This window comes from Paracoccus sp. (in: a-proteobacteria) (assembly GCF_032007265.1).
Taxonomy (GTDB): Bacteria; Pseudomonadota; Alphaproteobacteria; order Rhodobacterales; family Rhodobacteraceae; genus Paracoccus.
In genome coordinates this window covers 24,576-48,434 of record NZ_DALZMB010000001.1, presented here as the reverse complement: position 1 = coordinate 48,434, position 23,859 = coordinate 24,576, and the positions used below count along the sequence as shown (strand labels likewise).

The 23,859-nt window shown below is 58.0% G+C and carries 20 protein-coding genes and 1 tRNA gene; 9 read left to right on the top strand and 12 right to left on the bottom strand.

Annotated features, from left to right (window positions below):
• Positions 1 to 69: 69 nt before the first annotated feature.
• From RTS12_RS00240 to RTS12_RS00230, 3 genes are read left to right on the top strand one after another with little or no spacing between them, the layout of a single operon-like run.
• Positions 70 to 1,455: an FAD-binding oxidoreductase gene (locus tag RTS12_RS00240; RefSeq protein WP_312524598.1), complete on the top strand. Its 1,386-nt coding sequence runs from the start codon at positions 70 to 72 to the stop codon at positions 1,453 to 1,455.
• 56 nt (positions 1,456 to 1,511) lie between these two features.
• On the top strand, positions 1,512 to 2,606 hold the full coding sequence (locus RTS12_RS00235; RefSeq protein ID WP_312524597.1) for an N-acetylglucosamine-6-phosphate deacetylase: 1,095 nt from the start codon (positions 1,512 to 1,514) through the stop codon (positions 2,604 to 2,606).
• On the top strand, positions 2,606 to 3,055 hold the full coding sequence (locus RTS12_RS00230) for a thioesterase family protein (RefSeq protein ID WP_312524596.1): 450 nt from the start codon (positions 2,606 to 2,608) through the stop codon (positions 3,053 to 3,055). The genes RTS12_RS00235 and RTS12_RS00230 overlap by 1 nt, the downstream gene beginning before the upstream one ends.
• A gap of 31 nt (positions 3,056 to 3,086) precedes the next feature.
• On the opposite strand, the gene RTS12_RS00225 is transcribed toward RTS12_RS00230, so the two are convergent.
• From RTS12_RS00225 to RTS12_RS00170, 12 genes are all read right to left on the bottom strand, one after another.
• Positions 3,087 to 4,076 carry a nitronate monooxygenase family protein gene (locus RTS12_RS00225; RefSeq protein ID WP_312524595.1) on the bottom strand — a complete coding sequence of 330 codons (990 nt, stop codon included), beginning with the start codon at positions 4,074 to 4,076 and terminating at the stop codon, positions 3,087 to 3,089.
• Positions 4,077 to 4,146: 70 nt separating this feature from the next.
• Positions 4,147 to 5,202: an aldo/keto reductase gene (locus RTS12_RS00220; protein ID WP_312524594.1), complete on the bottom strand. Its 1,056-nt coding sequence runs from the start codon at positions 5,200 to 5,202 to the stop codon at positions 4,147 to 4,149.
• A 20-nt stretch (positions 5,203 to 5,222) separates the two neighbouring features.
• Positions 5,223 to 5,318: transfer RNA gene (locus RTS12_RS00215), tRNA-Sec, on the bottom strand.
• A 145-nt stretch (positions 5,319 to 5,463) separates the two neighbouring features.
• A complete protein-coding gene (gene selB, locus RTS12_RS00210; protein WP_312524593.1) occupies positions 5,464 to 7,383 on the bottom strand; it encodes a selenocysteine-specific translation elongation factor in 1,920 nt (639 codons plus the stop codon).
• Positions 7,380 to 8,723: an L-seryl-tRNA(Sec) selenium transferase gene (selA, locus tag RTS12_RS00205; protein ID WP_312524592.1), complete on the bottom strand. Its 1,344-nt coding sequence runs from the start codon at positions 8,721 to 8,723 to the stop codon at positions 7,380 to 7,382. Before selA ends, selB begins: the two co-directional genes overlap by 4 nt.
• Positions 8,724 to 9,629: a formate dehydrogenase accessory protein FdhE gene (gene fdhE, locus RTS12_RS00200; RefSeq protein WP_312524591.1), complete on the bottom strand. Its 906-nt coding sequence runs from the start codon at positions 9,627 to 9,629 to the stop codon at positions 8,724 to 8,726.
• A gap of 37 nt (positions 9,630 to 9,666) precedes the next feature.
• Positions 9,667 to 10,356 carry a formate dehydrogenase subunit gamma gene (locus RTS12_RS00195; RefSeq protein WP_312524590.1) on the bottom strand — a complete coding sequence of 230 codons (690 nt, stop codon included), beginning with the start codon at positions 10,354 to 10,356 and terminating at the stop codon, positions 9,667 to 9,669.
• A complete protein-coding gene (gene fdxH, locus RTS12_RS00190; protein WP_312524589.1) occupies positions 10,356 to 11,366 on the bottom strand; it encodes a formate dehydrogenase subunit beta in 1,011 nt (336 codons plus the stop codon). Before fdxH ends, RTS12_RS00195 begins: the two co-directional genes overlap by 1 nt.
• A complete protein-coding gene (gene fdnG, locus RTS12_RS00185) occupies positions 11,363 to 14,452 on the bottom strand; it encodes a formate dehydrogenase-N subunit alpha (protein WP_312524588.1) in 3,090 nt (1,029 codons plus the stop codon). The genes fdxH and fdnG overlap by 4 nt, the downstream gene beginning before the upstream one ends.
• Positions 14,453 to 14,653: 201 nt before the next feature.
• Positions 14,654 to 15,730: a hybrid-cluster NAD(P)-dependent oxidoreductase gene (locus RTS12_RS00180; protein WP_312524587.1), complete on the bottom strand. Its 1,077-nt coding sequence runs from the start codon at positions 15,728 to 15,730 to the stop codon at positions 14,654 to 14,656.
• Entirely contained in the window at positions 15,730 to 16,968 is a 1,239-nt protein-coding gene (locus RTS12_RS00175; RefSeq protein WP_312524586.1) for an aromatic ring-hydroxylating dioxygenase subunit alpha, read from the bottom strand. The genes RTS12_RS00180 and RTS12_RS00175 overlap by 1 nt, the downstream gene beginning before the upstream one ends.
• A 102-nt stretch (positions 16,969 to 17,070) precedes the next feature.
• Positions 17,071 to 17,298: a hypothetical protein gene (locus tag RTS12_RS00170; RefSeq protein WP_312524585.1), complete on the bottom strand. Its 228-nt coding sequence runs from the start codon at positions 17,296 to 17,298 to the stop codon at positions 17,071 to 17,073.
• A 210-nt stretch (positions 17,299 to 17,508) separates the two neighbouring features.
• On the opposite strand from RTS12_RS00170, the gene RTS12_RS00165 reads away from it, so the two are divergent.
• The 6 genes from RTS12_RS00165 to RTS12_RS00140 all read left to right on the top strand — a co-directional run bounded on the left by RTS12_RS00165 (position 17,509) and on the right by RTS12_RS00140 (position 23,842).
• Positions 17,509 to 17,955 carry a CopD family protein gene (locus RTS12_RS00165; RefSeq protein ID WP_312524584.1) on the top strand — a complete coding sequence of 149 codons (447 nt, stop codon included), beginning with the start codon at positions 17,509 to 17,511 and terminating at the stop codon, positions 17,953 to 17,955.
• Between the two features lie 117 nt (positions 17,956 to 18,072).
• Complete coding sequence (gene rho, locus RTS12_RS00160) at positions 18,073 to 19,344, top strand: transcription termination factor Rho (protein ID WP_312524583.1); 1,272 nt, start codon at positions 18,073 to 18,075, stop codon at positions 19,342 to 19,344.
• A 21-nt stretch (positions 19,345 to 19,365) separates the two neighbouring features.
• Positions 19,366 to 20,622: a tRNA uridine-5-carboxymethylaminomethyl(34) synthesis GTPase MnmE gene (gene mnmE / locus RTS12_RS00155; RefSeq protein ID WP_312524582.1), complete on the top strand. Its 1,257-nt coding sequence runs from the start codon at positions 19,366 to 19,368 to the stop codon at positions 20,620 to 20,622.
• 7 nt (positions 20,623 to 20,629) lie between these two features.
• The gene (gene mnmG / locus RTS12_RS00150; protein WP_312524581.1) at positions 20,630 to 22,489 is read left to right on the top strand and encodes a tRNA uridine-5-carboxymethylaminomethyl(34) synthesis enzyme MnmG; all 1,860 of its coding nucleotides are present in this window, start codon (positions 20,630 to 20,632) and stop codon (positions 22,487 to 22,489) included.
• Positions 22,489 to 23,073, top strand: coding sequence for a 16S rRNA (guanine(527)-N(7))-methyltransferase RsmG (gene rsmG / locus RTS12_RS00145; RefSeq protein WP_312524580.1), 585 nt, complete (start codon positions 22,489 to 22,491; stop codon positions 23,071 to 23,073). Before mnmG ends, rsmG begins: the two co-directional genes overlap by 1 nt.
• Positions 23,066 to 23,842 carry an AAA family ATPase gene (locus RTS12_RS00140; RefSeq protein ID WP_312524579.1) on the top strand — a complete coding sequence of 259 codons (777 nt, stop codon included), beginning with the start codon at positions 23,066 to 23,068 and terminating at the stop codon, positions 23,840 to 23,842. Before rsmG ends, RTS12_RS00140 begins: the two co-directional genes overlap by 8 nt.
• Positions 23,843 to 23,859: the final 17 nt, after the last annotated feature.

Genomic DNA, 23,859 nt, shown 5'->3' with positions numbered 1-23,859 from the left:
GCGGGAATTCCATTGTCGCGGCGGCTGCGCGGGCATAACCTGCCGGAAATGCAGCGCTAAGGGACGAGAATGGACGCGAAAATCGCCGATCTGGCCAAGGAATTGATCACCATTGTCGGCGCGGCCTATGTCCGCCAGGGCGAGGATGTGCGCCTGACCGACCCTGGCGAATATGCCGGAAAAATTCATGCAGATCTGATGGTTTCTCCCGCCGATACCGCCGAGGTCGCAGCCGTTGTGCGCGCCTGCGCGGCAGCAGGGGTGGCGATTGTCACGCATGGCGGGCGCACCGGCCTGGTCTATGGCGGCGCGGCCAGCCCGCTAGAGGTCATCTTGTCCACGGCGCGCCTCAACCGCATCGAGGCCTTTGATCCGGTTGCGGGTACCGCGCTGGTCGGTGCCGGTGTGACCATTGGCATGGTTCAGGATCAGGCCCGTGAATTCGGCATGGGGCCGGGTATCGATCTGCCTTCACGCGGCTCGGCGACCGTGGGCGGCATGATCTCGACCAATGCGGGCGGCCTCGAGGCCCATCGCCACGGCGTCATGCGCCACCGCATCCTTGGCCTTGAGGTGGTGCTGGCAGATGGCCGCATCATGTCGGATCTGTCCCAGGTGCTGAAGGTTTCGGCGGGCTATGATCTTAAGCATCTGTTCATCGGTGCCGAAGGCACCTTGGGCATTGTGACCCGCGCCGTGCTGCGCATGGCGCCCTTGCAGCCGCAAGGCCCGGTCATGATGCTGTCCTTGCCAAGCGGCGAGGCCATGCTGGAAACCATGCGCATCGCCCGCCAAACCGGCCGCCTGCGCGCCAGCGAGGCGATGTGGAAGAACTTCTTCGACTTTGGCGTTCACGACAAGGGCTGGTCCGCCCCCGATTACGACATGGATGCCGCCTTGCACTTCATTCTTGAATTTGAAGGGGGCGAGGGGGCCGATGACGCTGCAGGCAGCGTTTTCGAGGATGTGATCACAAAATATCCCGATGCGACCGGGGTCATGGCGCAAAGCCTGGCCCAAGCGCAAGCCATCTGGACCCTGCGCGAGGATACGCGCGTCATTGACCACCAAAACCCCGGTGCGCCCAGCTTTGACGTCTCGATGCCGATTTCCGAGCTGCCCCATTACGCCGAACAGGTGCGGCTCACCCTCGAGGGGCTTGGCCTGATCCCGCTGATCTTTGGTCATGTCGGCGATGGCAACCTTCACGTGATGATCCAGCGCGCCGCAGCGGATATTCCGCCCGATCTGATGAACCAGATCGAGCAGGTCCTGATGGCGGGTCTGGTTGCGCGCGGCGGCTCTTTCTCGGCCGAGCATGGTGTTGGCCTGAAGCGCCGCCACCTGCTTGAGGCCGAAGCGGACCCCGTCAAACTGGCGCTGATGCGTCAGATCAAGGCCGCGCTCGACCCGAATAATTTGATGAACCCCGGCAAAGTCGTTGATCCGGCCTAAGCCAAGCCCCCACTGAACGCCCCGGATCGGGTGCGGGCAGCCAGAAAGGTCTTATCATGTTGATTTCCGCCGAGCTTACCTATCTCGAAGGGGCATTGCTGCCGAATTTCGTGCTTGAGACCGACGGCAAGCAGGTGACGGCCCTGCGTCCGCTGAAACCCGGCGAAAAGGCCGATCGCCATCTTCGGGTGCTGGCGCCGGGGCTAAGCGATTTGCAGGTCAATGGCGGTGGTGGGGTGCTGCTGAACACCTCGCCCACCCCCGAAGGGCTGCGCCAGATCCGCGCCGCGCATTTGGCACTTGGGACCGCTGCGGTCATGCCGACGCTGATCACCGACACCCCCGAGGTGATGGAGGCAGCGGCAGACGCCGTCATCGCCACCAAAGGAGAACCGGGCCTGCTGGGGCTGCACCTTGAAGGCCCCCATATCGCCCCCGCCCGCAAGGGTACGCATGCGGCCGACCATATCCGCCCGCTGGACGCGCAGACCATGGCCGTTCTGGAGCGGCTACGGGATGCGGATATTCCGGTGATCCTGACCCTGGCCCCCGAGGTCAACGATCCCGAACTGATGCGCAAGGCCGCTGCCATGGGCGTGGTGCTTTCGGCCGGCCACAGCATGGCCACCGCCGCACAGGCCCGTGACGGCATCCAGAATGGCGTCTCGATGTTTACCCATATCTACAACGCCATGCCCCAGATGCAGTCGCGCGATCCGGGTATCATCGCCGCCGCGATCCTGTCGGATTGCTATGTCGGGATGATCGCAGACGGCATCCATGTTGATTGGGATGCCCTGCGCGTGGCGCTGGCCGCCCGGCCGCGCCCCGATCGCAGCTTTCTGGTCTCGGATGCGATGCCGACCGTCGGTGGGCCTGATCATTTCCGCCTGTATGGGCAGGACATTCGGGTTCAGGCCGGGCGATTGATCAACGCCGACGGCAACCTTGCGGGCGCGCATGTCAGCCTGTTGGATTGCGTTGTGCGGCTGCATCAAAATACGGGCCTGCCTTTGGGATATGCTTTGGCTATGGCCACCGACATTCCGCGCCGCGCAATTGGCCTGGCGCCGCAGCGGATTGCGCCCGGGCTGGCCCTGTCCGAGATCCTTGCACTGGATCACGACAACTTTGCGCTGGTCCGGCTTTGATGCCACGGCAAAAGCCCCTGCCGCGCGCGGCTTTTACAGCCTTCAGCGCGCATCAGACCCGCTGGAATGACAACGACCAGTTCGGGCATCTGTATAATGTCGCCTATTTCGAGCTGTTCGATAATGCCATGAACAACTGGCTGATGGCGCGCAATATGCTGGATCAGACCGGCCCCGATCCGATCCCCGTCGTGGCCGAGGCCTCATGCAGCTATCTGCGCGAGGTCAGCTATCCTGACGTGGTCGAGATCGGTATCCGGGTTAACCACATGGGCAGCAGCTCGTTTCGGCTGCAACTGGGGATGTTTCGCGCAGGCGAGGATCTGGCTGCAGCCCAATCGGCCTTCACGCTGGTCTTTGTGGCCCCCGATAGCCACAAACCCCGCCCCGCACCTGCCCACTACCGTGCAGAGCTGGCCCAGCTGGTGATGCCGGACCTGCCTGCCTGAAATCGCGGTCTGCAGATTTCGTTGCGGCGCGTTAAAGCGCAGCAACGCCCGCCTTAGCTGCGCTATATTCCCGCGCCAGACGCGCGACGATATTCGCAGCCGGCTCGACCTGATGCACCGCGCCGATGCCCTGACCACAGCCCCAGATCTGGCTCCAGGCTTTGGGGCGTTTTTCTGAGCGGGTATCGCTATGGGTATCGGTGCCAAAATCCATCTTGGACGGGTCCGCCGACGGCAAATCGGCGGGATCCAGCCCCGCATTGCGGATCGAGGGCGCCAGATAATTGCCGGCAATTCCGGTGAACGAGGCCGAGTTCACAATATCTTCGGCGCCACAATCCACCACCATTTGCTTGTAAGCCTCGGGGGCACGCGATTCCTGCGAGGCGATAAAGGGGCTGCCGATATAGGCCAGATCCGCGCCCATGACCTGCGCCGCCAGGACCGCACGCCCCGTCGCGATCGAGCCAGACAACAGCAAAGGCCCGTCAAACCAGGCCCGGATTTCCTGCACCAGGGCAAAGGGTGATTGCGGCCCCGCATGACCGCCCGCACCTGCGGCCACTGCGATCAGACCATCGGCCCCTTTTTCGATCGCCTTGCGTGCAAAGGTATTGTTGATGATGTCATGCAGCACGATGCCCCCGCAATCATGGGCGGCATGGTTCACCTCTGGCCGCGCACCAAGGCTGGTGATCCAGATCGGAACCTTATGACGATGACAGATCTCTAGGTCACGCTCCAGCCGCGCATTCGAACGATGAACGATCTGGTTGACGGCAAAAGGTGCGGCGGGGTGATCGGGATTAGCCTGATTGTGCCGATCCAGCTCTTCCTGAATCTGGGTCAGCCACAGGTCAAGCTGAACCGGATCGCCATCCTTTTCGCGCGCATTCAGCGCAGGAAAGCTGCCGACGATACCGGCTTTGCATTGGGCAATGACCAGCTCTGGCCCAGATAGGATAAACATCGGCGAGCCAATCACGGGAATGCGCAGCTTTTGCAGGATCGGTGGCAGCATGAAATCTCCTTCCGGGGGATGCGGGCAGCTGAAATGCTGCCCGCCTATGGGTCAAGTTTAGCGCGAGGTTTCAGTAAGTCATCGCATGATCGCGGTGCAGCGCGTCAATTCGCGCCAGCTGATCATCACTCAGACGCAGGTCCAACCCGGCCAAAAGGTGGTCAAGTTGGCCGACATTGGTGGCGCCGATGATCGGAATGACCTTGAACGGGCGCTGCCGGGTAAAGGCGATGGCCATATGGATCAGATCCAGCCCAAATTCATCGGCCAGTGCCTGATAGGCCGCCACAGCCACCATCGAGCGCGCGGTGATGCGCCCCGACAGATTACCCGGACCGTCATGGGCAACATCCACCGCCGCGCGGCTGGCCTTGGGCAGCTGGCCATCGGCGTATTTGCCCGTCAACAGCCCGGCTGCCAAAGGCGAGTAGGCCAAAAGCGTCACATCTTCGTTCACCGAAACCTCGGCCAGATCGGTATCGAACTGGCGATCAAGCAACGAATATTCGTTCTGGATCGTGACCATGCGCGGCGCGACCATCCGGTCTGCCACATCAACCCAGCGCGTCGTGCCCCAAGCGGTTTCATTCGAAAGGCCAATGGCGCGGATCTTGCAGGCCTGAACCGCCGCCATCAAGGCGCCCAGCACGTCCTCCATATGGGCGATCGTGTCGGATTTGACCTGCCCCGAGGGGTCATAGCTCCAGTTTTGGCGGAAAGCATAGCCACCGCGCTGGGGCCAATGCAGCTGGTACAGATCGATCACATCGGTCTGCATGCGGCGAAGGGAATCCTCGATCGCGCTGGTGATGACCGCGCCGTTAAAGCCATCGGGACGCAGCCGCGGCCCCGGCCCCGAGACCTTGGTAGCCAGTTGCAGATCATCGCGCTTGCCACGTTTGGACAGCCAAGTCCCGATAAACTCTTCGCTGCGGCCCGCCGTTTCAGCGCGAACCGGGTTGACGGGATACATCTCGGCACAGTCCAGAAACGTAATGCCAGCCGCGACCGCGCGATCCATCTGGATGCAGGCATCTGCCAGGTCAGTCTGGTTGCCAAAGGTCATCGTCCCCAGGCTGACCTCACTCACCATGAGCCCGCTATTTCCAAGCGCCACCGTCTTCATCGTCGTCCTTTCAGAAAATTTGGCGGAAGAGAGTGGGAGTCGAACCCACCCGAGACAGGCTCGCTGCCCCAACCAGATTTGAAGTCTGGCCAACCCACCGGGGCTGAATCTCTTCCTTCTGCTGAGTTTGCAAGATCTTAACCTTGATCCTCAGGGCAGGTAAACGGCCCTTTCGCATCAGCAATGAAACATTCATCAATTCGGGCAGACGTAAAGCTGACGGGCCAAGGGTTTCATCATCGGGCAGGGCCAATTGCCAGCCTACGGCGGGTCACGCGAAAACAGATCGCTGCGATGTGGGTTTGTGCGGCGCAGGTCTCCCCGTCGCAACGTCAGGCCGTGGCGGTCAAAGAAATCCAGAATTTCAATCGCCACCTTGCGCCCGTTATTCAGCTGATCGCGAAAGGCCGGGGCCGAGATCCAGCCATCGTCGCTTTGCTGGGCCAGACGGCGCAAGATCATCGCCATTTCTTCGGTCGTCGAGCGCAAAAAGAAGTGATCATGCGCGATCTGATCCACCCGACCCTGACGCGCAGCCATGCGAAAAATCCGCCGCAGATCCCCCTCGTCCGCATTCAGATCCCGTGCGAAATCACGCACGCGGGGCGGGCGAAACCTTGCCTCGCCGCCCAGTTCAGGGGCGATGCGTGCCCAAAGCGCCTCATCTTGTGCCGACAGGCGCGGCAGGTGATCGGCCAGCCGCAGGAATGCCCCATCAAGCACGATCTGCCCGGCGCTGGCCTGGGCGCGAATGAAGCTGGTAAAGCAATCCTTAGGTAAACGCGGCGTCAGCTTCAGCCGCATCGCCTCACGAGACAGGCCCTGAAGATCGGGGTTTTCTGCGTGAAACTGCGCCAGCGCCTCGCTCATTTCGATCCCAAGGCGGATCAGCGTGTCAGCGGACATGCCATGACCAGCGATCTCGACCAGCCCAGAAGCCGCAAAAGCCGCCTCGATCTGGGACTGAGACAATGCCCGGTCACGGGCAAAGCTTGCCAGATCAACCAGACCTGCGGGGCTGCCGCAAAAAGCTTGCAGCGCGGCGACCGGATCGGGGATTGCCGCCGCCGCCAAAAACGCCAAACGTTCGGGCCGGGCACGTTTCCGCGCAGGCGCATGCGGATCAAGCACCGTGCCGCCACCGATGGTGCGCCGCGCCGAGACATCGCGCAAAATGAAGCGATCGCCCACGAATGCGGCAACCGGCTGATCCAGAACCAGTTGCATCAACCCGCTTTGGCCCCCCGCCAGCGCCGGGCCAAGCGGAACCAATCGGGCGCCCACCTCGGCGGCACCGATATGCAACCGCGCAGGATGCCAGCCAGCCAAGGGCCGTGGCTCCGCCGCCAGAACGAAAACCGTGGCGTCAAAGCGGTCTGTTGGCGCAAAAAGCAAAGGATCAAGCGCAACCTCGCCACGTGTGATCACATCGCGGGAAACATCTTCGCCAGTCAGGTTCAGCGCGCATCTTTGACCAGCAGAACCGGTGTCGGCTTTATGGTTTTGCGCGTGAATTGCCCTTATACGTGCCTTTATGCCAGAGGGACTTAGGCAAATGTGATCACCAACCGATACCTGGCCCGAAATCACGGGCCCGGTCACGACCACGCCCGCGCCCGACAGCACGAATGCCCGATCAATGACCAAGCGAAACCGCCCCGCGACAGAGCGCGCCGCGCTGGCCGCCTCGGCCTGCATGAGTTTCTGGCGTAACGTCTCGATGCCCGCACCCGTGAGTGATGACACCGGAATAATCGGCGCATCAGCCAGCCCTGTCGGCGCCAAAAGCTGGGCAATTTCCGCTTGCCGCGCCGCGATCTGGGCCGTGCCCACCAAATCGCATTTTGTCAGGGCCACGACACCTTGTCGGATGCCCAAAAGGTCAAGAATTGCCAGATGTTCACGGGTTTGCGGCATGATCCCGTCATTTGCCGCAATCACAAGAAGCGCCAGATCAATCCCGCCCGCGCCCGCAAGCATGGTATGAACAAAGCGCTCGTGGCCGGGAACATCGACAAATCCGGTTATCGCGCCCGAACCCAGATCGGCGTAGGCAAAACCCAGCTCGATCGTGATGCCACGCGCCTTTTCGGCGGCCAATCGATCACCCTCGACACCCGTCAGCGCCTTGATCAGCGCGGTCTTGCCGTGATCGATATGTCCGGCTGTGCCGACAATCATTGCGACAAGGCCTGTAGCAGCGTCGCGTCACTGGGCAGGCAGCGCAGATCAAGGATAAGGGCGCCCTCATGGATACGTCCGATGACGGGAACCGCTAGGGCACGCAACCCTGCGGCGATCCTTTGCGGATCAGGGCCAAGAGCCAGTCCCGCGCTTGGCAGTTTGTCGGTCGGAAGCGAGCCCGATCCCGTCTGGCTGTCGCATGTGATCACATTTACGTTGCACCCCAACAGCTGCGCCACCTGAGGTGCAAGACGCAAGGCTTGCTCGGCTATTTCAGGCTGAGGGCGAGCCAGAAACCGAAGCACCGGCAGCCGCTCGACCAGACGGTCGGGATCACGATAAAGGCGCAGGACGGCCTCGGCCGCGGCAAGCCGGATCTTGTCCAGGCGCAGCGCGCGTTTAAGCGGATTTTGGTTAATGCGCGCGATCAAATCCCGCTTGCCGACGATAAAGCCAGCCTGAGGGCCACCTAGCAATTTATCGCCCGAAAAGGTGACCAAATCAGCGCCCTCGGCCACGGCCTCGGCCACTGTCGGCTCGGGGCGCAGGCCAAAGCGCGACAGATCGATGAGCGAACCCGCGCCAAGATCATTGACCAGCGGCAGGCCTGCATCATGTGCGATCCCGGCAAGGGTCGTGGCATCCACCTCGGCGGTGAAGCCCTCGATGCGATAATTCGAGGGGTGAACCTTGAGCAAAAGGGCGGTTTCCGGGTTAATCGCGCCCTGATAATCGCGGGGATGGGTGCGATTGGTGGTGCCGACCTCATGCAAGCGCACACCGGCCTGCGCCATGATGTCGGGCATACGAAAGGCACCGCCAATCTCGATCAACTCTCCACGTGAAACAACGGCCTCTTGGCCTGCGCCTAGGGTATTCAGCGCGATCAGGACGGCTGCGGCATTGTTGTTCACCGCAGTCGCATCTTCTGCCCCCGTCAATTCGCATAAAATGCCGCGAAGATGGTCATCGCGCTGGCCGCGGCCCCCGGTTTCAAGGTCAAACTCCAAGGCCGCGGGGGCGCGCATGGCCTCGGCGGCGGCGGCGATTGCGCATTCGGGCAAAAGCGCGCGTCCCAGATTGGTGTGTAAAATCGTGCCCGTCAGGTTCAGGATTGGCCGCAAACCGGACCTTGCCTGACGCGCCAGCGCCGCTGTAACAAGGTCAAGAATGGCCGCCTCATCAGGCAGTGACCCGGATTGGCTGGGCTGGCTGCGAATGTCCGCCAGCACCGCGCGGATCGCCTGTGTGACGGGCTGACGCCCATGTTCAGCGATCAGAACGCCAGCCTGAGACAGCAGCCGATCGACCGAGGGCAAAGCACGCAACCGGGTCATTCACACCCCCATCAGAAAGGGGTTGAACCCGCCACGCAGAACGCCTTCGTTTTTCATTTTCAGGTCAAGTCCCAGGCTGGCAACATCATCGGCGACGGCCTCTAGGCTGGCATTCTTGGTCTGATACAGGATTTTCAGCCAATGATCGCAGGCACCGCAGGTTTCAGCCTTGATCTGGGCATCGCCCGTTTCAACCGAGCGATAGCTGATCTGGCCATTGTCGCCGCAATGCAGACAGTGGATGCGAACCTCGTTCCATAGCGTCTGACAGCAGGCACAGGCGGCATAGCGCGCGCCCTCGACGCCCTGATGCTGCATCACCACTGATGCCGATGGCAGTCCGCCACAGACGGGGCACAGGCCCCTGTGCAGCTGTGTCACGCTTTGCGGGTCCAGCGTCGCGGCATGTCTTGCGGCCTGCACCTGCACCGCAGCAGCAACGAAAAGATGAGGGGCGATGCTGTCTGGCGGGATCTTATCGTTAAGAACATTGCTAAACAGCCAATCCCGCTCGTCAGCATTGGCGGCAATGACAGCTTCCAATGCTTGCCGCGCCGGGGCTGGCATCTTCAGGGGGGCAAGCAGCGCCAGAAACGCATCCAGGATCGCCGGCATGCCAGCTTTCAGGTGGTGGCGATCGATCAAGGGCATCTGGCTGGACTGCGCAAGACTGACCCAGTCCGCGGCGGGCGGATCAGCGCTAGGCAAATCAGCCACCAGTCTGGCCTGAGCCCTGCAAATCCCCGCCACAAACTGCAAATAGGGGCCAAGATTGGCACTATGTTGCGCCAGAAATTCCAGCCTTTCGGCCCGAGCGGAAAAAAGCTTCGCGGGCAGGGGCAAAAGCACAACAGGCGCTTTCTCAACGCCGCCAATCATTGCGGGATCGGGCTTTAGATCTGACATTTTTCCTCCCAAGGGCGGCGGCCCGTGGGGGCAGCGGCTATTTCACGGGCCTAGAGCGATCACGCTCGGCGATTTCGCGCAGCCATTTGCGGTGATGACGATAGGCCCAGCCCCCAGTGACCGAACCGCTTGTCATGGCGCTGATGGTGCCACGGGTCCAGATTGCCGCATAGACATGCAGAATGAACAGCAAAATGATGCAAATGGCCGCCAAAGAATGAACCAAAAGCGCAATCCGGCGAACCGGGATCGAGACCAAATCGGGAAAATATTCCTGCCAGATCATCAGGCCGGTTCCGATCAGCACAAGGATCAGCCCGGCCATGCCCCAGAAAATGAACTTTTGACCGGCGTTATACTTGCCCAGCTCTGGCAGCTTTTCCTCATCCCCGCGGATGACATCGCCGATACCCTCGACCCAAGTGACATCCTCGGGTCGCGGAAGGTTCAGGCGCCACAGCTGTAAAAACAGGATCAGGAAGCTGAAAAACAGCACGACCCCGACGATTGGATGCAGCCAGCGCGTGGTTTGCCCACCACCGAAAAGCGTAGTCAGCACGTAAAGCTGGGGCGTAAACAGCGCCAATCCCGAGATCAAAAGGATGATCAGCGACAGCGCCGTAATCCAGTGATTGACCCGGGTAAATCCGCGATAGCGGCTGACGGTCACCGGATCACGCCCCTCGATGTGATCGCCTTGTTGCGAAAATTGGCGCGGGTTGGTCATCACAGCACCTCATTTTTGGGCGCAGCAGCAGGGCCGGACGGGGGATCAAGCTGCGTCACCAGCTCTTCGGCATGAATCTCATCGGCAGCCGAGACCTTATTCGCGCGCCCCAGCAGCCCGTGCAGGATCGTGCCGACAGCAGCCAGTCCGATCGCCGCAAGACCGATGGTCTTCGTCGGTCCCTTCCAGCCGCGCACCACCGCCGAAATCGAAGGGTCGGTCGGCAGATCAGAGTAAATCTGGGGCTTGTCAGCGTGATGGAGCACGTAAAACACATGCGTGCCACCGACACCCGCCGGATCATAGATCCCGGCATTGGCATAGCCGCGCGACTTCAGATCCTCGACCCGCTCATTTGCATGGGTCAGCATGTCCTCTTTGGTGCCAAAGACAATCGCTTGGGTCGGGCAGGCCTTGGCACAGGCCGGTCCCTGACCCACGGCCACGCGATCCGAACACAGCGTGCATTTATAGGATTTGTGGGTCGTTTGGGACACGCGCGGAATGTCGAACGGGCAACCCGAGATGCAATAGCCACAGCCGATGCAGTTTTCGTGAATGAAATCAACGATCCCATTCGAATATTGCACGATTGCCCCGGGCGCGGGACAGGCCTTCAGACATCCCGGATCTTCGCAATGCATGCAGCCATCCTTACGGATCAGCCATTCAAAGTCGCCCGTTTCGGGATTGTCATATTCGGCAAAGCGCATCAGCGTGAACATCTCGGGGCCCAGATCCGAGGGGTTTTGATAGCTGCCGATATTATGCTCGATCGGCGGGGTGGTATCATTCCATTCGGCACAGGCCGACTGGCAGGCCTTGCAGCCAATGCATTTGCTGACATCGATCAGCTTGGCCACTGGGGTCAGCTGACGCTCGGGCGCGGGCAGATCGGGCATGGCCGAGGCGCGCACGACATCGCCCGCACCCAGATTTGTCGGCATCGGCTGCACCGGCGGGTTCGAGATGGCGGTGCGCGGGCTATCAAGGTTTGGATCAATGGTCATGACACCGCCTCATCTGATGAGGGTTCAATATTGACGAGAAACGCCTTGAATTCCGGCGTGTCGATATTGGCGTCCCCGACAAAGGGCGTCAGGCTGTTTGGCCCAAACCCTTTGCGCGCAGCCCCAATAAAGCCCCAATGCAGCGGTATTCCGACGACATGAACGGTTTTTCCGTCACATATCAACGGCTTGATCCGTCCGGTCACAAAGGCAACCGCCCAGACCTGACCACGTTTTGACCAGACCCTGACGCGCCCCCCTTGCTTGATGCCCTTTTCCGCCGCCAGCTCATGGCTGATTTCCACGAAAAACTCGGGCTGAAGGGCCGCGTTGACCTTGTTGTGCTTGGTCCAGAAGTGGAAATGCTCGGTCAGCCGGTAAGAGGTGGCGACGAAAGGAAAATCGGTGTCGCCGACCGTCGCCATCTGCGCCAGATCTTCAGGAAAGACCCGCGCCGCCGGGTTGCCGCGCAAATCACGGTTCAACACATTGGCAATGGGGCTTTCGAAGGGCTCCATATGGGTCGGAAATGGCCCATCTTTCAAACCCTTGCGCGAGAATAGCTTACCCACACCTTCATTGGTCATGATAAAGGGCATTACCTTGCCCGGCGCGGCGGTCACCGCGATATCGGGTACGTCGAACCCCTCCCATTTGGTGCCGGTCCATTCGATCAACTTGCGCTTGGGATCCCATGGCTTGCCTTGCAGATCCGCCGAGGCGCGGTTGTACAAAATGCGCCGGTTGGCGGGCCATGAGAACGACCATTTCGCAAAAAGCCCGACATCGCCGGGATCAGAGTTATCCCTGCGCGCCATCATATTGCCGTCCTGCGTCCAGCTTCCGGCATAGATCCAGCAGCCCGACATCGTCGTACCATCATCGCGCATCACTGCGAAATTCGGCAACTGGTCACCAGCTTTGACCAGAAGTTTGGTGGCATCGGCCGGATCATAAAGATCCGCCAACGCCCGGCCGTTCATCTCTTTGGCAAGCTCTTCGGCCGAGGGCTCATAGGCATCCTTGTAGTCCCATGACAGGTTCAGGATGGGATCGGGGAATGCGCCGCCTTCGGTTTGATAAAGCGCTTTTACCCGCAAAAAGACATTCGCCAGGATCCATGTATCCGCACGCGCCTGACCCGGCGCAGTTGCCCCCGGCCAATGCCATTGCAGCCACCGACCCGAGTTGACTGTGGCGCCCTCATCCTCTGCAAAGCAGGTGGTGGGCAGTTCCAGCACTTCGGTCTGGATCGACGCGGAATCCACATCGTTGTGAATCCCGTGATTTTGCCAGAAAGATGCCGTTTCCGTCTGCAACGGATCCATAACGACCAGCAGTTTCAGCTTGGAGAGCGCCTGGGTCAGTTTGGCGCGGTTGGGAAAGCTTAACAGCGGGTTGAAGCCCTGGCAGAAGTAAAGGTTCACCTTGCCCTTCGACATCATGTCGAAAAAGCGCAGGATGTCGTAATAGGGCACGTCCAGCTTGGGCAGGTAATCATAGGCCCAATCGTTTTCGGCCGTAGCATGATCGCCCCACATCGACTTTTGAAAGCTGACCATGAACTTTTGGTAGTTCTGCCAATAGCTGGTCTGGTCCGGACGGATGGCAGGGTTTAGCTTGGTGGACATGAAGGTGGTGAAATCCACCTCGCTGTCCTTGGGCATGGCCAGATAGCCGGGCAACGAGCTGGAAAGTAGCCCGATATCGGTCAGTCCCTGAATGTTTGAATGCCCGCGCAGCGCATTCACGCCCCCGCCCGGCATGCCGACATTGCCAAGGATCAGCTGCAACATCGCCATCCCGCGAATATTCTGAGAGCCCTTGGAATGCTGGGTCCAGCCAAGCGCGTAAAGCGAGGTCATGACCCGGTCGGGGGCAGAACATTCCCCGATCATTTCGCAGATTTTCAGATAGCGGTCCTTGGGCGTGCCGCAGATCGTCTCGACCATTTCAGGGGTATAGGTCGCGACATGCGCCTTGAGCAGGTTCCAGACACAGCGCGGATCTTGCAGGGTCGGATCGACCTTGGCATAGCCGTCATCCCCGATCTGATAGTCCCATTCCGTCATGTCAAAGGCGCGCTTGTCGGCGTCATAGCCGTTGAACAGCCCCTCGGACCAGCCAAACCCATCGCGCACCAGGAAGGCGGCATTGGTATAGTTTTTGACGTAATCCCACTGCACCTTATCGTTTTCAATGCAGTAGCGGATCACCCCCATCAGGAAGGCGATATCCGAGCCGGGACGGATCGGCGCGTAATAATCCGACACCGCAGCCGTGCGCGTGAACCTGGGGTCCACCACGATCAGCTTGGCGCCGCGCTTGGCCTTGGCCTCGGTCACCCATTTAAAGCCGCAAGGATGCGCTTCGGCAGCATTGCCACCCATGACGATGACAAGGTCGGTATTCTTGATATCAGTCCAGGCGTTGGTCATAGCGCCACGGCCAAACGTCGGAGCCAAACTGGCTACCGTGGGGCCGTGTCAGACGCGTGCCTGGTTATCGAGTGCAAGCACCCCCATCGAACGAACGGTCTTGAAGGTCAGCCAGCCCGTTTCATTGGTTGATCCAGAGGCCGCCAGAAAACCCGCGGTCAGCCAGCGGTTGACCACCTGACCCTGATCGTTTTTCGCGACGAAATTGGCGTCGCGGTCGTCCTTGATCGAGCGGGCGATCTTATCGAAAGCCTGCTCCCAGGTGATATCTTGCCAATCGCTGGCGCCCGCCGGCCGATAGCGCGGCTTGGTGGCGCGTGTCTCGGATTTCACGAAATCCTTAAGCGCCGCACCTTTGGGGCATAGCGTGCCACGGTTGGTGGGGTGATCCGCATCGCCTTCGATATGGATCAGATCCGCAACCTCGCCAGCTTTGACATCGCCCTTGGAATACATGATGACGCCGCAGGCAACCGAGCAATAGGTGCAAATGTTTCGGGTTTCTGTCGTGGTGACCAGCTTGAAATCGCGCACATGCGCCGCCTCTGCTGCCTCAGCCTCTGCGAAGCCCATCGCTCCGAGAGAGGTCGCCGCGACACCCGCACCCGCCAGCTTCAAGAAGCTGCGACGTGAGAGGTCGATGTTCATCAAACCCTCCTGCTGCCTGTCGAATAGATAGGTCTGATTAGACTGCCGGAATTACGACCGACCTGTCAAGCAAAGAGGCTGTTTGGGGTGATGGACTGCAGTTCGGGCGTGAGGATGGGCTTGGACCAAAGCCGTCCGGCCACCCGCACCACCAAAGCCGGTTATGGCCCGCCACCGCTGCTGGGCGGCGGGCCATCAGGATCAGACTTCGACCGAAACGGCGCCGATCGGATGCGAGCAGCAGGCCAGGATATAGCCGTCCTCGATATCCTCGTCCGAGATGCCACCGTTATGGACCATATGAACCTCGCCCGAATTTTTCTTGATCCGGCAGGTACCGCATAGGCCAAAGGTGCAGCCCGAGGGGATGTTCAGCCCATTGGCGCGCGCAACCGCAAGCACGGTGTCTGTCTGATCGCATTTCGCGGTCACGCCAGATGCGGCAAAAATGATCTCGGCGCTGGCCCCTTCCTCGGGGACGACATCGTCAAGGACCGGCACCTCGGCCTGGGTGCGCACGGGCGCGCCAAAGCTTTCCTGATGATAGCGGTCCATGTCATAGCCAAGTGCCGCCAGCATATCGCGCACTGCCTGCATGAATGGTTCCGGGCCGCAGCAATAGACCTCGCGGTCGAGATAATCCGAGGCCATCAGCCCCAGCATGATCTGGTTCAGGCGCCCGCGATAGCCATGCCACGAACGAAACGGATCGGTTTCCTCGACCGTGAAATGCAGCTTGAGCCCCGGCACGCGATCCGCCATGCCCTCGAGCCTTTGGCGGAAAATGATATCGCTGGGAGAGCGCGCCGCATGGACAAAGGCAATATCGGGCATTTCACCCGAGTCCCAAGCCCAGGTCGTCATGGACATGACCGGGGTTATTCCAGAACCTGCTGAAATAAATAGGTATTTTTTATCAGAGCGACATTGGGTCGTGAACACGCCCGCAGGTCCGAATGCCTTGATCTGCATCCCCGGCTTGAGGTGATCCAGCATCCAGCGCCCGCCGGTGCTGCCGGGTTGGGCCTTGACCGTGACCGATATCGACAACGGCCGCGAGGGGCTGGAGGAAATCGTATAGGTCCGCTGCACATTGCCGCCCGGCACCGGCAAATCCAAAGTGATGAACTGGCCGGGCCTGTAGTCAAACCAGGCCCCTGAAGGTGCGCGGAAGGTGAAGGTGGCGGTGTCCGTCGTTTCGGGCACCACCATTGCACATTCCAAAGGCTCGCTGTCCTTCCACGGTTGCTCGCCAAAGGCTTTATTCGGCAGCGTCATTATTCTGCCGCCATCGCCGGACGGGGCGCCAGGCGGTCCTGCATCTTGCGGCAGTACCAATCCACGAAATGAATCACACCCTCTTCCTGATTGGGCGAATAGGGGCCGGCTTCATAGGCTGGCGACAAGATACCCTTTTGGTTTTCTTCGACGACACGGCGGTCCTCGTCGTTGGTGGAGAGCCAGACCTCGGTCAATTTTTGCAGATCGTAATCCACGCCCTCAACCGCGTCTTTATGAACCAACCATTTCGAAGTGACCTCGGTTTCGGTCGGCGAAATCGGCAGAACCCGGAAAACGATGGCATGATCGGGCAGGAAGTGGTTCCAGCTGGATGGGAAATGGTAAAGCATCAGGCTGCCGGCATCATTCCAGGGCATGCGGCCCATACGGCGGCTGACCGCAGCCTTGGTCGACATGGTGAAGCTTTCGGCATTGTTGAGCAGCGGCACACGGGCAAAACGCCACTGCATGTCGTCTTGGTTCACAAAGCGCGCAGGAATGCCTGCATCATCGCAACGCTGCCAATGGGCAAGGATTTCAGGCGAGGCAGCATTCGGCCCCTCCATCACGGTCATCAGCGGGTTGTCTGAATAGCTGCGGCACAGCGAAGGATGGGAGCCGCCGCAGTGATAACACTCGCGGTTATTCTCCATCACCAGTTTCCAGTTCCCATTTTCAACAATGGTCGAGGAAAAGGCGACTTTGGCGTCCTCTAGCCCGGACACTCCGACGTAATCGTCAAGGAAACCGCCAAAACGGTCAAATTCCGGCGGATTTTCAGCAAGGCAGATATAAACCAAGCCGCCGTTGGTGCGCACATGCACCGGTTTGAGGCTGAATTTCGACGGATCGAAGTCAGGGCCCATGTCGCGGGCAAAGACCAGCTTGCCATCCAGATCATAGGTCCACTGGTGATAGGGACACACAAGTTTCGGTGAAGAGCCGTTCTGTTTGGGGCAAAGACGCTGACCGCGGTGACGGCAGACGTTGTGGAACGCCCGGATCACGCCATCCGCGCCACGCACGATGACCACCGGATAGGCACCAACCTGCAGCGTCGCATGGTTGCCGGTCTTGGGGATGTCGCAGGCTGGAATCGCAAAAAGCCATTCCTTGTACCAGATCTCTTCGAGATCGGCCTGATAGACACCGGGATCGCAATAAAGATCGTGGCTAAGCGCATAATTCCGCGGCCGGGCGGAGATCTGGGAAAGGATTTCGGCTGTGTTCAACATGGCTGATGTCCGGGGTCAGAGAAAGCTGCATTTCCGAAAGGATTGCACCGCATTGCGGGCCAGAGAGGGCTAAATACGACATAAAAATGACGATTTCAGACATCATTTCTTGTCGCTAAGACGCGGCGCCAGAAGTTTGCGCCAAAGGGCTGGGACAAGGCTGGGGATAAGTCGTCGAGCAAGAAAAAGACGAATCCGTGGATGAATCGATTCTTTTGCGTCAAGCCCTTTTTCAGCCAAAGAACCAAAGAAGAACGCACTCATTTCATCCACATGTAGATAACCATTCACAAGCTTGCCCACAGCCTGTGGGTAAAGTAAGTTATCCACATGTCTTTCCACAGTTCGATATTTTTGCAACATTTTGCAATTGTTAGATGAATCTCATTTTGAGGCTCGGTCCGTGAGCTCTTATCCAGAGAGAAAAATCACTGTGTAAAGATGCGGGAAAATGATGTTTTCCAGATGCCCACAGGGCCAAATAAAACATCATCTTTATTTCTATCTTTATTTAATGAATGAGAGGGGAAGGAGGATCGGATGATCGACTTGCTGAGTCTTGCTTACCCATGGGTCAAAGCCCTGCACATCATGGCCGTCGTCTCATGGATGGCTGGGTTGTTCTATTTGCCTAGGCTTTACGTCTATCACGCCGAACGAAAAGGATCGGCTGTCGAGCCCACGGCCTCGTTCGAGATCATGGAAGACAAGCTTTTGCGCATGATCATGCGCCCGGCGATGATTGTGACCTGGATCGCAGGGCTTGCTTTGGTGCTAACGCCCGGAATCGTTGATTGGTCATCAATCTGGCCCTGGACCAAAGCAATCAGCGTCATCGCGATGACCGGGTTTCATGGCTGGCTGTCGGGACAGCGAAAAGCGTTGTTGGCAGGGCAGGGGCGCTCTGGGCGAAGCTATCGCCTGGCCAATGAAGTGCCGACATTGCTGATGGTCGTCATCGTGCTATCGGTCGTCGTCAAGTTCTAAGAATTGACTCGCGTGGACCAAAGGCCTATTTGGGCATTAACGCCGTCCGGCGGGGATTCTCCATGCACTGAAATTTTTGCAGGCTCGGGTCGAGTCTTTGCGCATATGGGCTGAACGATGAGCGATGAACGTCTAAACCTTTCCGATCTGAAGGCGAAAAGCCCGGCCGATCTTCTGGCAATGGCCGAAGAGTGGGAGATCGAGAACGCGACGGTCATGCGTAAGGGCGAGATGATGTTCTCGCTGCTGAAAGAACATGCCGAAGAAGGCGTTGAAATCGGTGGCGATGGCGTTCTTGAAGTTGTTCAGGACGGTTTCGGCTTTTTGCGCTCGCCCGAGGCAAACTATCTGCCAGGTCCGGATGATATTTACGTCAGCCCTGACATGATCCGGCAGCATTCGCTGCGCACGGGCGACACCGTCGAAGGTGTCATTCGCGGTCCTGGTGAGAATGAACGTTATTTTGCGCTGACCAAGGTTGAAAAAATCAACTTTGAAAGCCCGGAAAAGGCGCGCCACAAGGTGGCCTTTGACAACCTGACGCCGCTTTATCCCAATGAGCGGCTGAAAATGGAGATCGAGGATCCGACGATCAAGGATCGTTCGGCCCGCATCATCGATCTTGTCGCGCCGATCGGCAAGGGGCAGCGTTCGCTGATCGTGGCTCCGCCGCGGACCGGTAAGACGGTTTTGCTGCAAAATATCGCGCATTCGATCGAACGCAATCACCCTGAATGCTATTTGATCGTGCTGCTGATCGATGAGCGGCCGGAAGAAGTTACAGATATGCAGCGCTCGGTGAAGGGGGAGGTTGTGTCTTCGACCTTTGACGAGCCGGCCAGCCGTCACGTTGCAGTGTCGGAAATGGTGATCGAAAAGGCCAAGCGCCTGGTCGAGCACAAACGAGATGTTGTGATCTTGCTTGACTCGATCACAAGACTTGGTCGCGCGTTTAACACTGTTGTGCCAAGCTCGGGCAAAGTGTTGACCGGCGGTGTGGATGCAAACGCACTTCAGCGCCCGAAACGCTTCTTTGGTGCTGCGCGTAATATTGAAGAGGGTGGTTCGCTGACAATTATTGCGACCGCCCTGATCGATACGGGCTCGCGCATGGATGAAGTCATCTTTGAGGAATTCAAAGGAACGGGTAACTCGGAGATCGTTCTGGACCGCAAAGTTGCTGACAAACGCGTCTTCCCGGCAATGGATATTCTCAAATCCGGCACTCGGAAAGAAGAACTGTTGGTCGATTCCAAAGATCTTCAGAAGACCTATCTGCTGCGGCGCATTCTGAACCCAATGGGCACGACGGATGCGGTCGAATTCCTGATTTCGAAACTGAAACAGACGAAATCTAACAGCGAATTCTTTGACTCGATGAACGCCTGACGCCGTTAGACGGAGGACGGATTGGATACGATTTTTGCCGAGGCAACACCTCCCGGTCGCGGGGGTGTTTCCGTCGTTCGGATCAGTGGTCCGAACGCGCATGCGGCTGTCGCGTATTTGGCGGGTCCAGTTCCTAAAGCACGACGTGCTTATCTGAGGGCCCTAAGAGACGGGGATGACCTGATCGACCGGGCGTTGATCCTGACATTCGATGCAGGGGAAAGCTTTACCGGAGAGGATGTCGCCGAGCTGCAGCTGCATGGCGCGCCTGTTATCGTCAGTCGCATTGAACAAGCGCTGCTTTCTTTTGGTTTGCGACGAGCTGAGGCAGGCGAATTTACGCGCCGGGCGTTCCTGAATGGCCGCATAGATCTGGCCGAAGCCGAAGGCTTGGCGGATCTTTTGGCCGCAGAAACCGAAGCGCAGCGTAAACTGGCAATGACTGCAGCCGATGGCGCGGTCCGAAAAGTCGCGGATGTGATCAGAAAAAGACTGATCCGGGCTGGTGCGCTTGTTGAAGCCAGTATCGACTTTGCCGACGAGGAAGTTCCCGAAGAAATTCCGCCAGAAGCATTTGTTATTATTGAAGAAATAAGGAAAGAGCTGTCGCATATCCTTTATCAATACCCCGCAACTGAACGTCTGCGGCAGGGGTATGAGGTGGCGATTATTGGACCTCCGAATGCTGGAAAATCGACGCTTTTGAACCAGATTGCCAAGCGAGATATCGCATTGGTTTCGGATATTGCTGGCACGACACGCGACGTTTTGGAGCTGCGGGTCGATTTGCGAGGCCTGGCGGTGACATTTCTGGATACCGCTGGCTTGCGCGAGAGCGATGATCAAATCGAGGCGATGGGCGTCGCGCGAGCAAAAAAGCGCGCCGAGAATGCCGATTTGCGAATTCATCTTTCCCCGGAAGGAGAGGTTCAAGAAGGGTTCGTGCCCGGAGATCTGATCGTTCGATCAAAATCCGATTTGCTCACAAATCAGATAGGAATATCAGGTTTGACGGGGCAGGGTGTCGCCGAACTTTTGGAAAACGTGTATTCTTATCTGCGCAATAAGGCGGCTGATTCTGGAATCGTTAGCCATCGCCGTCAGGCGGATGCGATTTCGCGTGCGATCAAGGCACTGGAATTTTCGGAAGGTGAGTTGGCTGAGCTGATCGCCGAGGGAATTCGACAAGCCGTTAATGAGATTTCTGCTATGGTTGGCAGAATTGGCGCAGAAGATTACCTAGACGAGGTGTTTTCGTCTTTCTGTATCGGGAAGTAGGTTTCACGTGGAACAATTCGATGTGGTCGTAATCGGGGGCGGGCACGCTGGCTTAGAAGCTGCCATGGCCGCAGCGCGCATGGGTGTCAGTGTTGCGCTTGTGACGCTGAAGGCCGATGACCTAGGAACGATGTCATGCAATCCAGCGATTGGCGGGCTTGGAAAAGGGCATCTTGTTCGTGAAATCGACGCGATGGATGGTGTCATGGGACGCCTGGCTGACCAAGCTGGCATCCAATTTCGCCTACTAAATCGCCGCAAGGGGCCCGCGGTGCAGGGGCCGCGCGCCCAAGCTGATCGCAAACTATATCGAGCCGCGGCACAAAATGCTGCTGCCGAACAAACGAGCCTGACCCGAATTTATGGCGAAGTTACAAGCGTCCTGTTCAATGGCGATCAGGTCGCGGGCATCAGGCTGGCTTCTGGCGATGAAATAAGATCGAGCCGCGTTATTCTAACGACGGGTACTTTCCTTAACGGCGTTATCCATATTGGGGATGTAAGCCGACCTGCAGGACGTTGGGGAGACGCCGCCTCGCAACATCTGGCAAAATCTCTTTCGCATCTGAGCCTTCCGCTTGGTCGTCTTAAAACCGGAACGCCCCCTCGGTTGAAGCGTAGTTCTATCGATTGGGATAGCCTAGAAAAACAGCCAGGGGATGAAGAGCCCGTGCTGTTTTCCTATCTCAACTCTAGGGTTACTGCGGAACAAATTAGCTGCGCAATCACCCATACGAACGACATAACCCATCAGATCATTCGCGATAATCTTCATAACTCGGCAATGTATGGCGGGCATATCGAAGGTATAGGCCCGCGCTACTGCCCTTCGATCGAAGATAAAATCGTTAGATTTGCGGATAAAAGCTCTCATCAGGTTTTTCTTGAGCCTGAAGGGGTCGATAGTGATGTCGTTTATCCCAATGGGATTTCTACCTCACTGCCCGAAGATATTCAAATAAGCTATGTCCGGTCGATGCGCGGACTAGAGGATGCTGTCATTCTTCAGCCGGGCTATGCAGTTGAATACGACTATGTAGATCCGCGGGCATTAAGACCGACGCTTGAAGTGAAGGCAAGCCGAGGACTATATCTAGCAGGTCAAATCAACGGGACTACTGGATATGAAGAGGCTGCGGCGCAAGGGCTGATCGCGGGGGTGAATGCTGCCCTGAATGCTCAAGGACGTGATCCCCTGATCATGAGCCGATCGCAAAGCTATATCGGCGTGATGATTGATGACTTGGTCACAAGAGGGGTAAGTGAACCTTATCGGATGTTCACCTCTCGCGCCGAATTCCGCCTTTCGTTGCGGGCGGACAATGCTGATCAACGCCTGACATCGTTGGCTATTGAGCTGGGATGTGCAAGCGAAGCCCGCCGTGAGCATTTCGAGATGAAGCAAGCAAGCTATAAACTCGCGCGGTCCCATGCAGAAAATGTGAAGTTCTCTCCTAATCAACTTGCAGCAGCGGGCATTGCCGTACGTCAAGATGGGGTCAAGCGCAGCCTGTTTTCTCTTTTGGGGCAGAGCGATGTTGATAGCGAAGCGGTCTTGGCTCTGGATGCAGAATTGAGTGTATTCGATTCTAATACCCTTAAGCAGGTCGCAACTGATGCGCTTTACCACAACTATGTAGACCGTCAGGGGCGCGATGCAGTTCAGCTGCGCAAAGAGGAGGCCGTGGCTATTCCCGATGACATGGATTTTTCTAAGATATCTGGTCTTTCCAACGAGTTAAAAGAAAAGTTAACTCGGGTTCGCCCAACCAATTTGGCAGCAGCCTCGGCTATCGAGGGGATTACACCGGCGGCCTTGACTCTGATTCTTGCCCTGGTTCGTACCAAAGGAAGTAAAATCGCGTAATGTCTGTTTCACGTGAAACACAGGATAAGCTCAGCCATTATGCTGAACTTATCCGCAAGTGGAACCCGCGTATTAATCTTGTTGCGGCCAATACGCTGATCGATCTTGAAGACCGGCATATTCAGGATTCACTTCAGTTAGTCTCTTTGGCTAGTGCCCAGACGGGAAGCTGGCTGGACATTGGCAGCGGCGGGGGGCTTCCCGGACTGGTTGTTGCTATTGCCCGACCGGATCTTGCGGTGACACTGATGGAAAGCGATCAACGCAAGGCGACCTTCCTAAGGACGGTTATTCGCGAGACCGGTATCAGCAATGCCCAAGTTCTTGTCGATAGAATTGAAAAAGCCGAACCGCAGAGCGCAGATAATGTGAGCGCCAGGGCGCTTGCTCCGCTGCCGTTGCTTATGTCCTATGTTGATCGCCACATCCATGCAGATGGCAAAGCTTGGCTGATGAAGGGGCGCAACTGGAAAAATGAACTGGAACTGGCCCGTCAAAATTGGGTATTCAATGTTCAGGACCATCCAAGTTCGACCGAGCAGGGTGCCGCAATTTTAGAGATTACAAGGATCCGCCATGTCTGAGGGACGAATTATTGCCGTCGCAAACCAAAAAGGTGGCGTCGGTAAAACGACGACGGCGATAAATCTTGCTGCGGCATTGGCCGAACTTGGGCATAAAGTAATCGTTGTTGATTTGGACCCGCAAGGCAACGCCTCAACCGGGCTCGGAATCCCGCCTGAAAATCGCCAAAGAAGCGCATTTGATTTGCTGGCCGGAGATGAGACTTTGGCCGATTGTCTGTATCCAACAGACGTCAAAAACCTGTCTATCGTCCCATCGACATCCGATCTGGCCTCTGCGGATCTTCAACTTGCTAGCCGCCCCGGCAGGTCACAACTGTTGCGCCGTAAGCTGCAAGCCACGACAGATGCGGAGTTTGTCCTTATCGATTGTCCGCCGGCCCTTGGCTTGCTAACTGTCAACGCCATGGTCGCTGCTGATAGCGTTTTAGTTCCGTTGCAGGCTGAATTTTACGCGCTAGAGGGGCTTTCACAGCTTCTGATGACTGTTCGAGAGGTCCGCCAATCGGCAAACCCTGATCTCAGGATCGAAGGAATTTTGCTGACAATGGCAGATAGCCGCAATAATCTGTCGCAGCAGGTTGAGGCTGATGCCCGCAGCACCTTGTCCGATCTGGTGTATAAGACTGTCATTCCGCGGAATGTTCGCTTGTCCGAAGCGCCATCCCATGCAATGTCGGTACTTAGTTACGATACCCATTCGAAGGGAAGCGGTGCATATCGAAGCCTTGCCCGCGAATTTCTTAGCCGGCAACTCGCAACAGTCTAACAGGGGGAATGGAACGT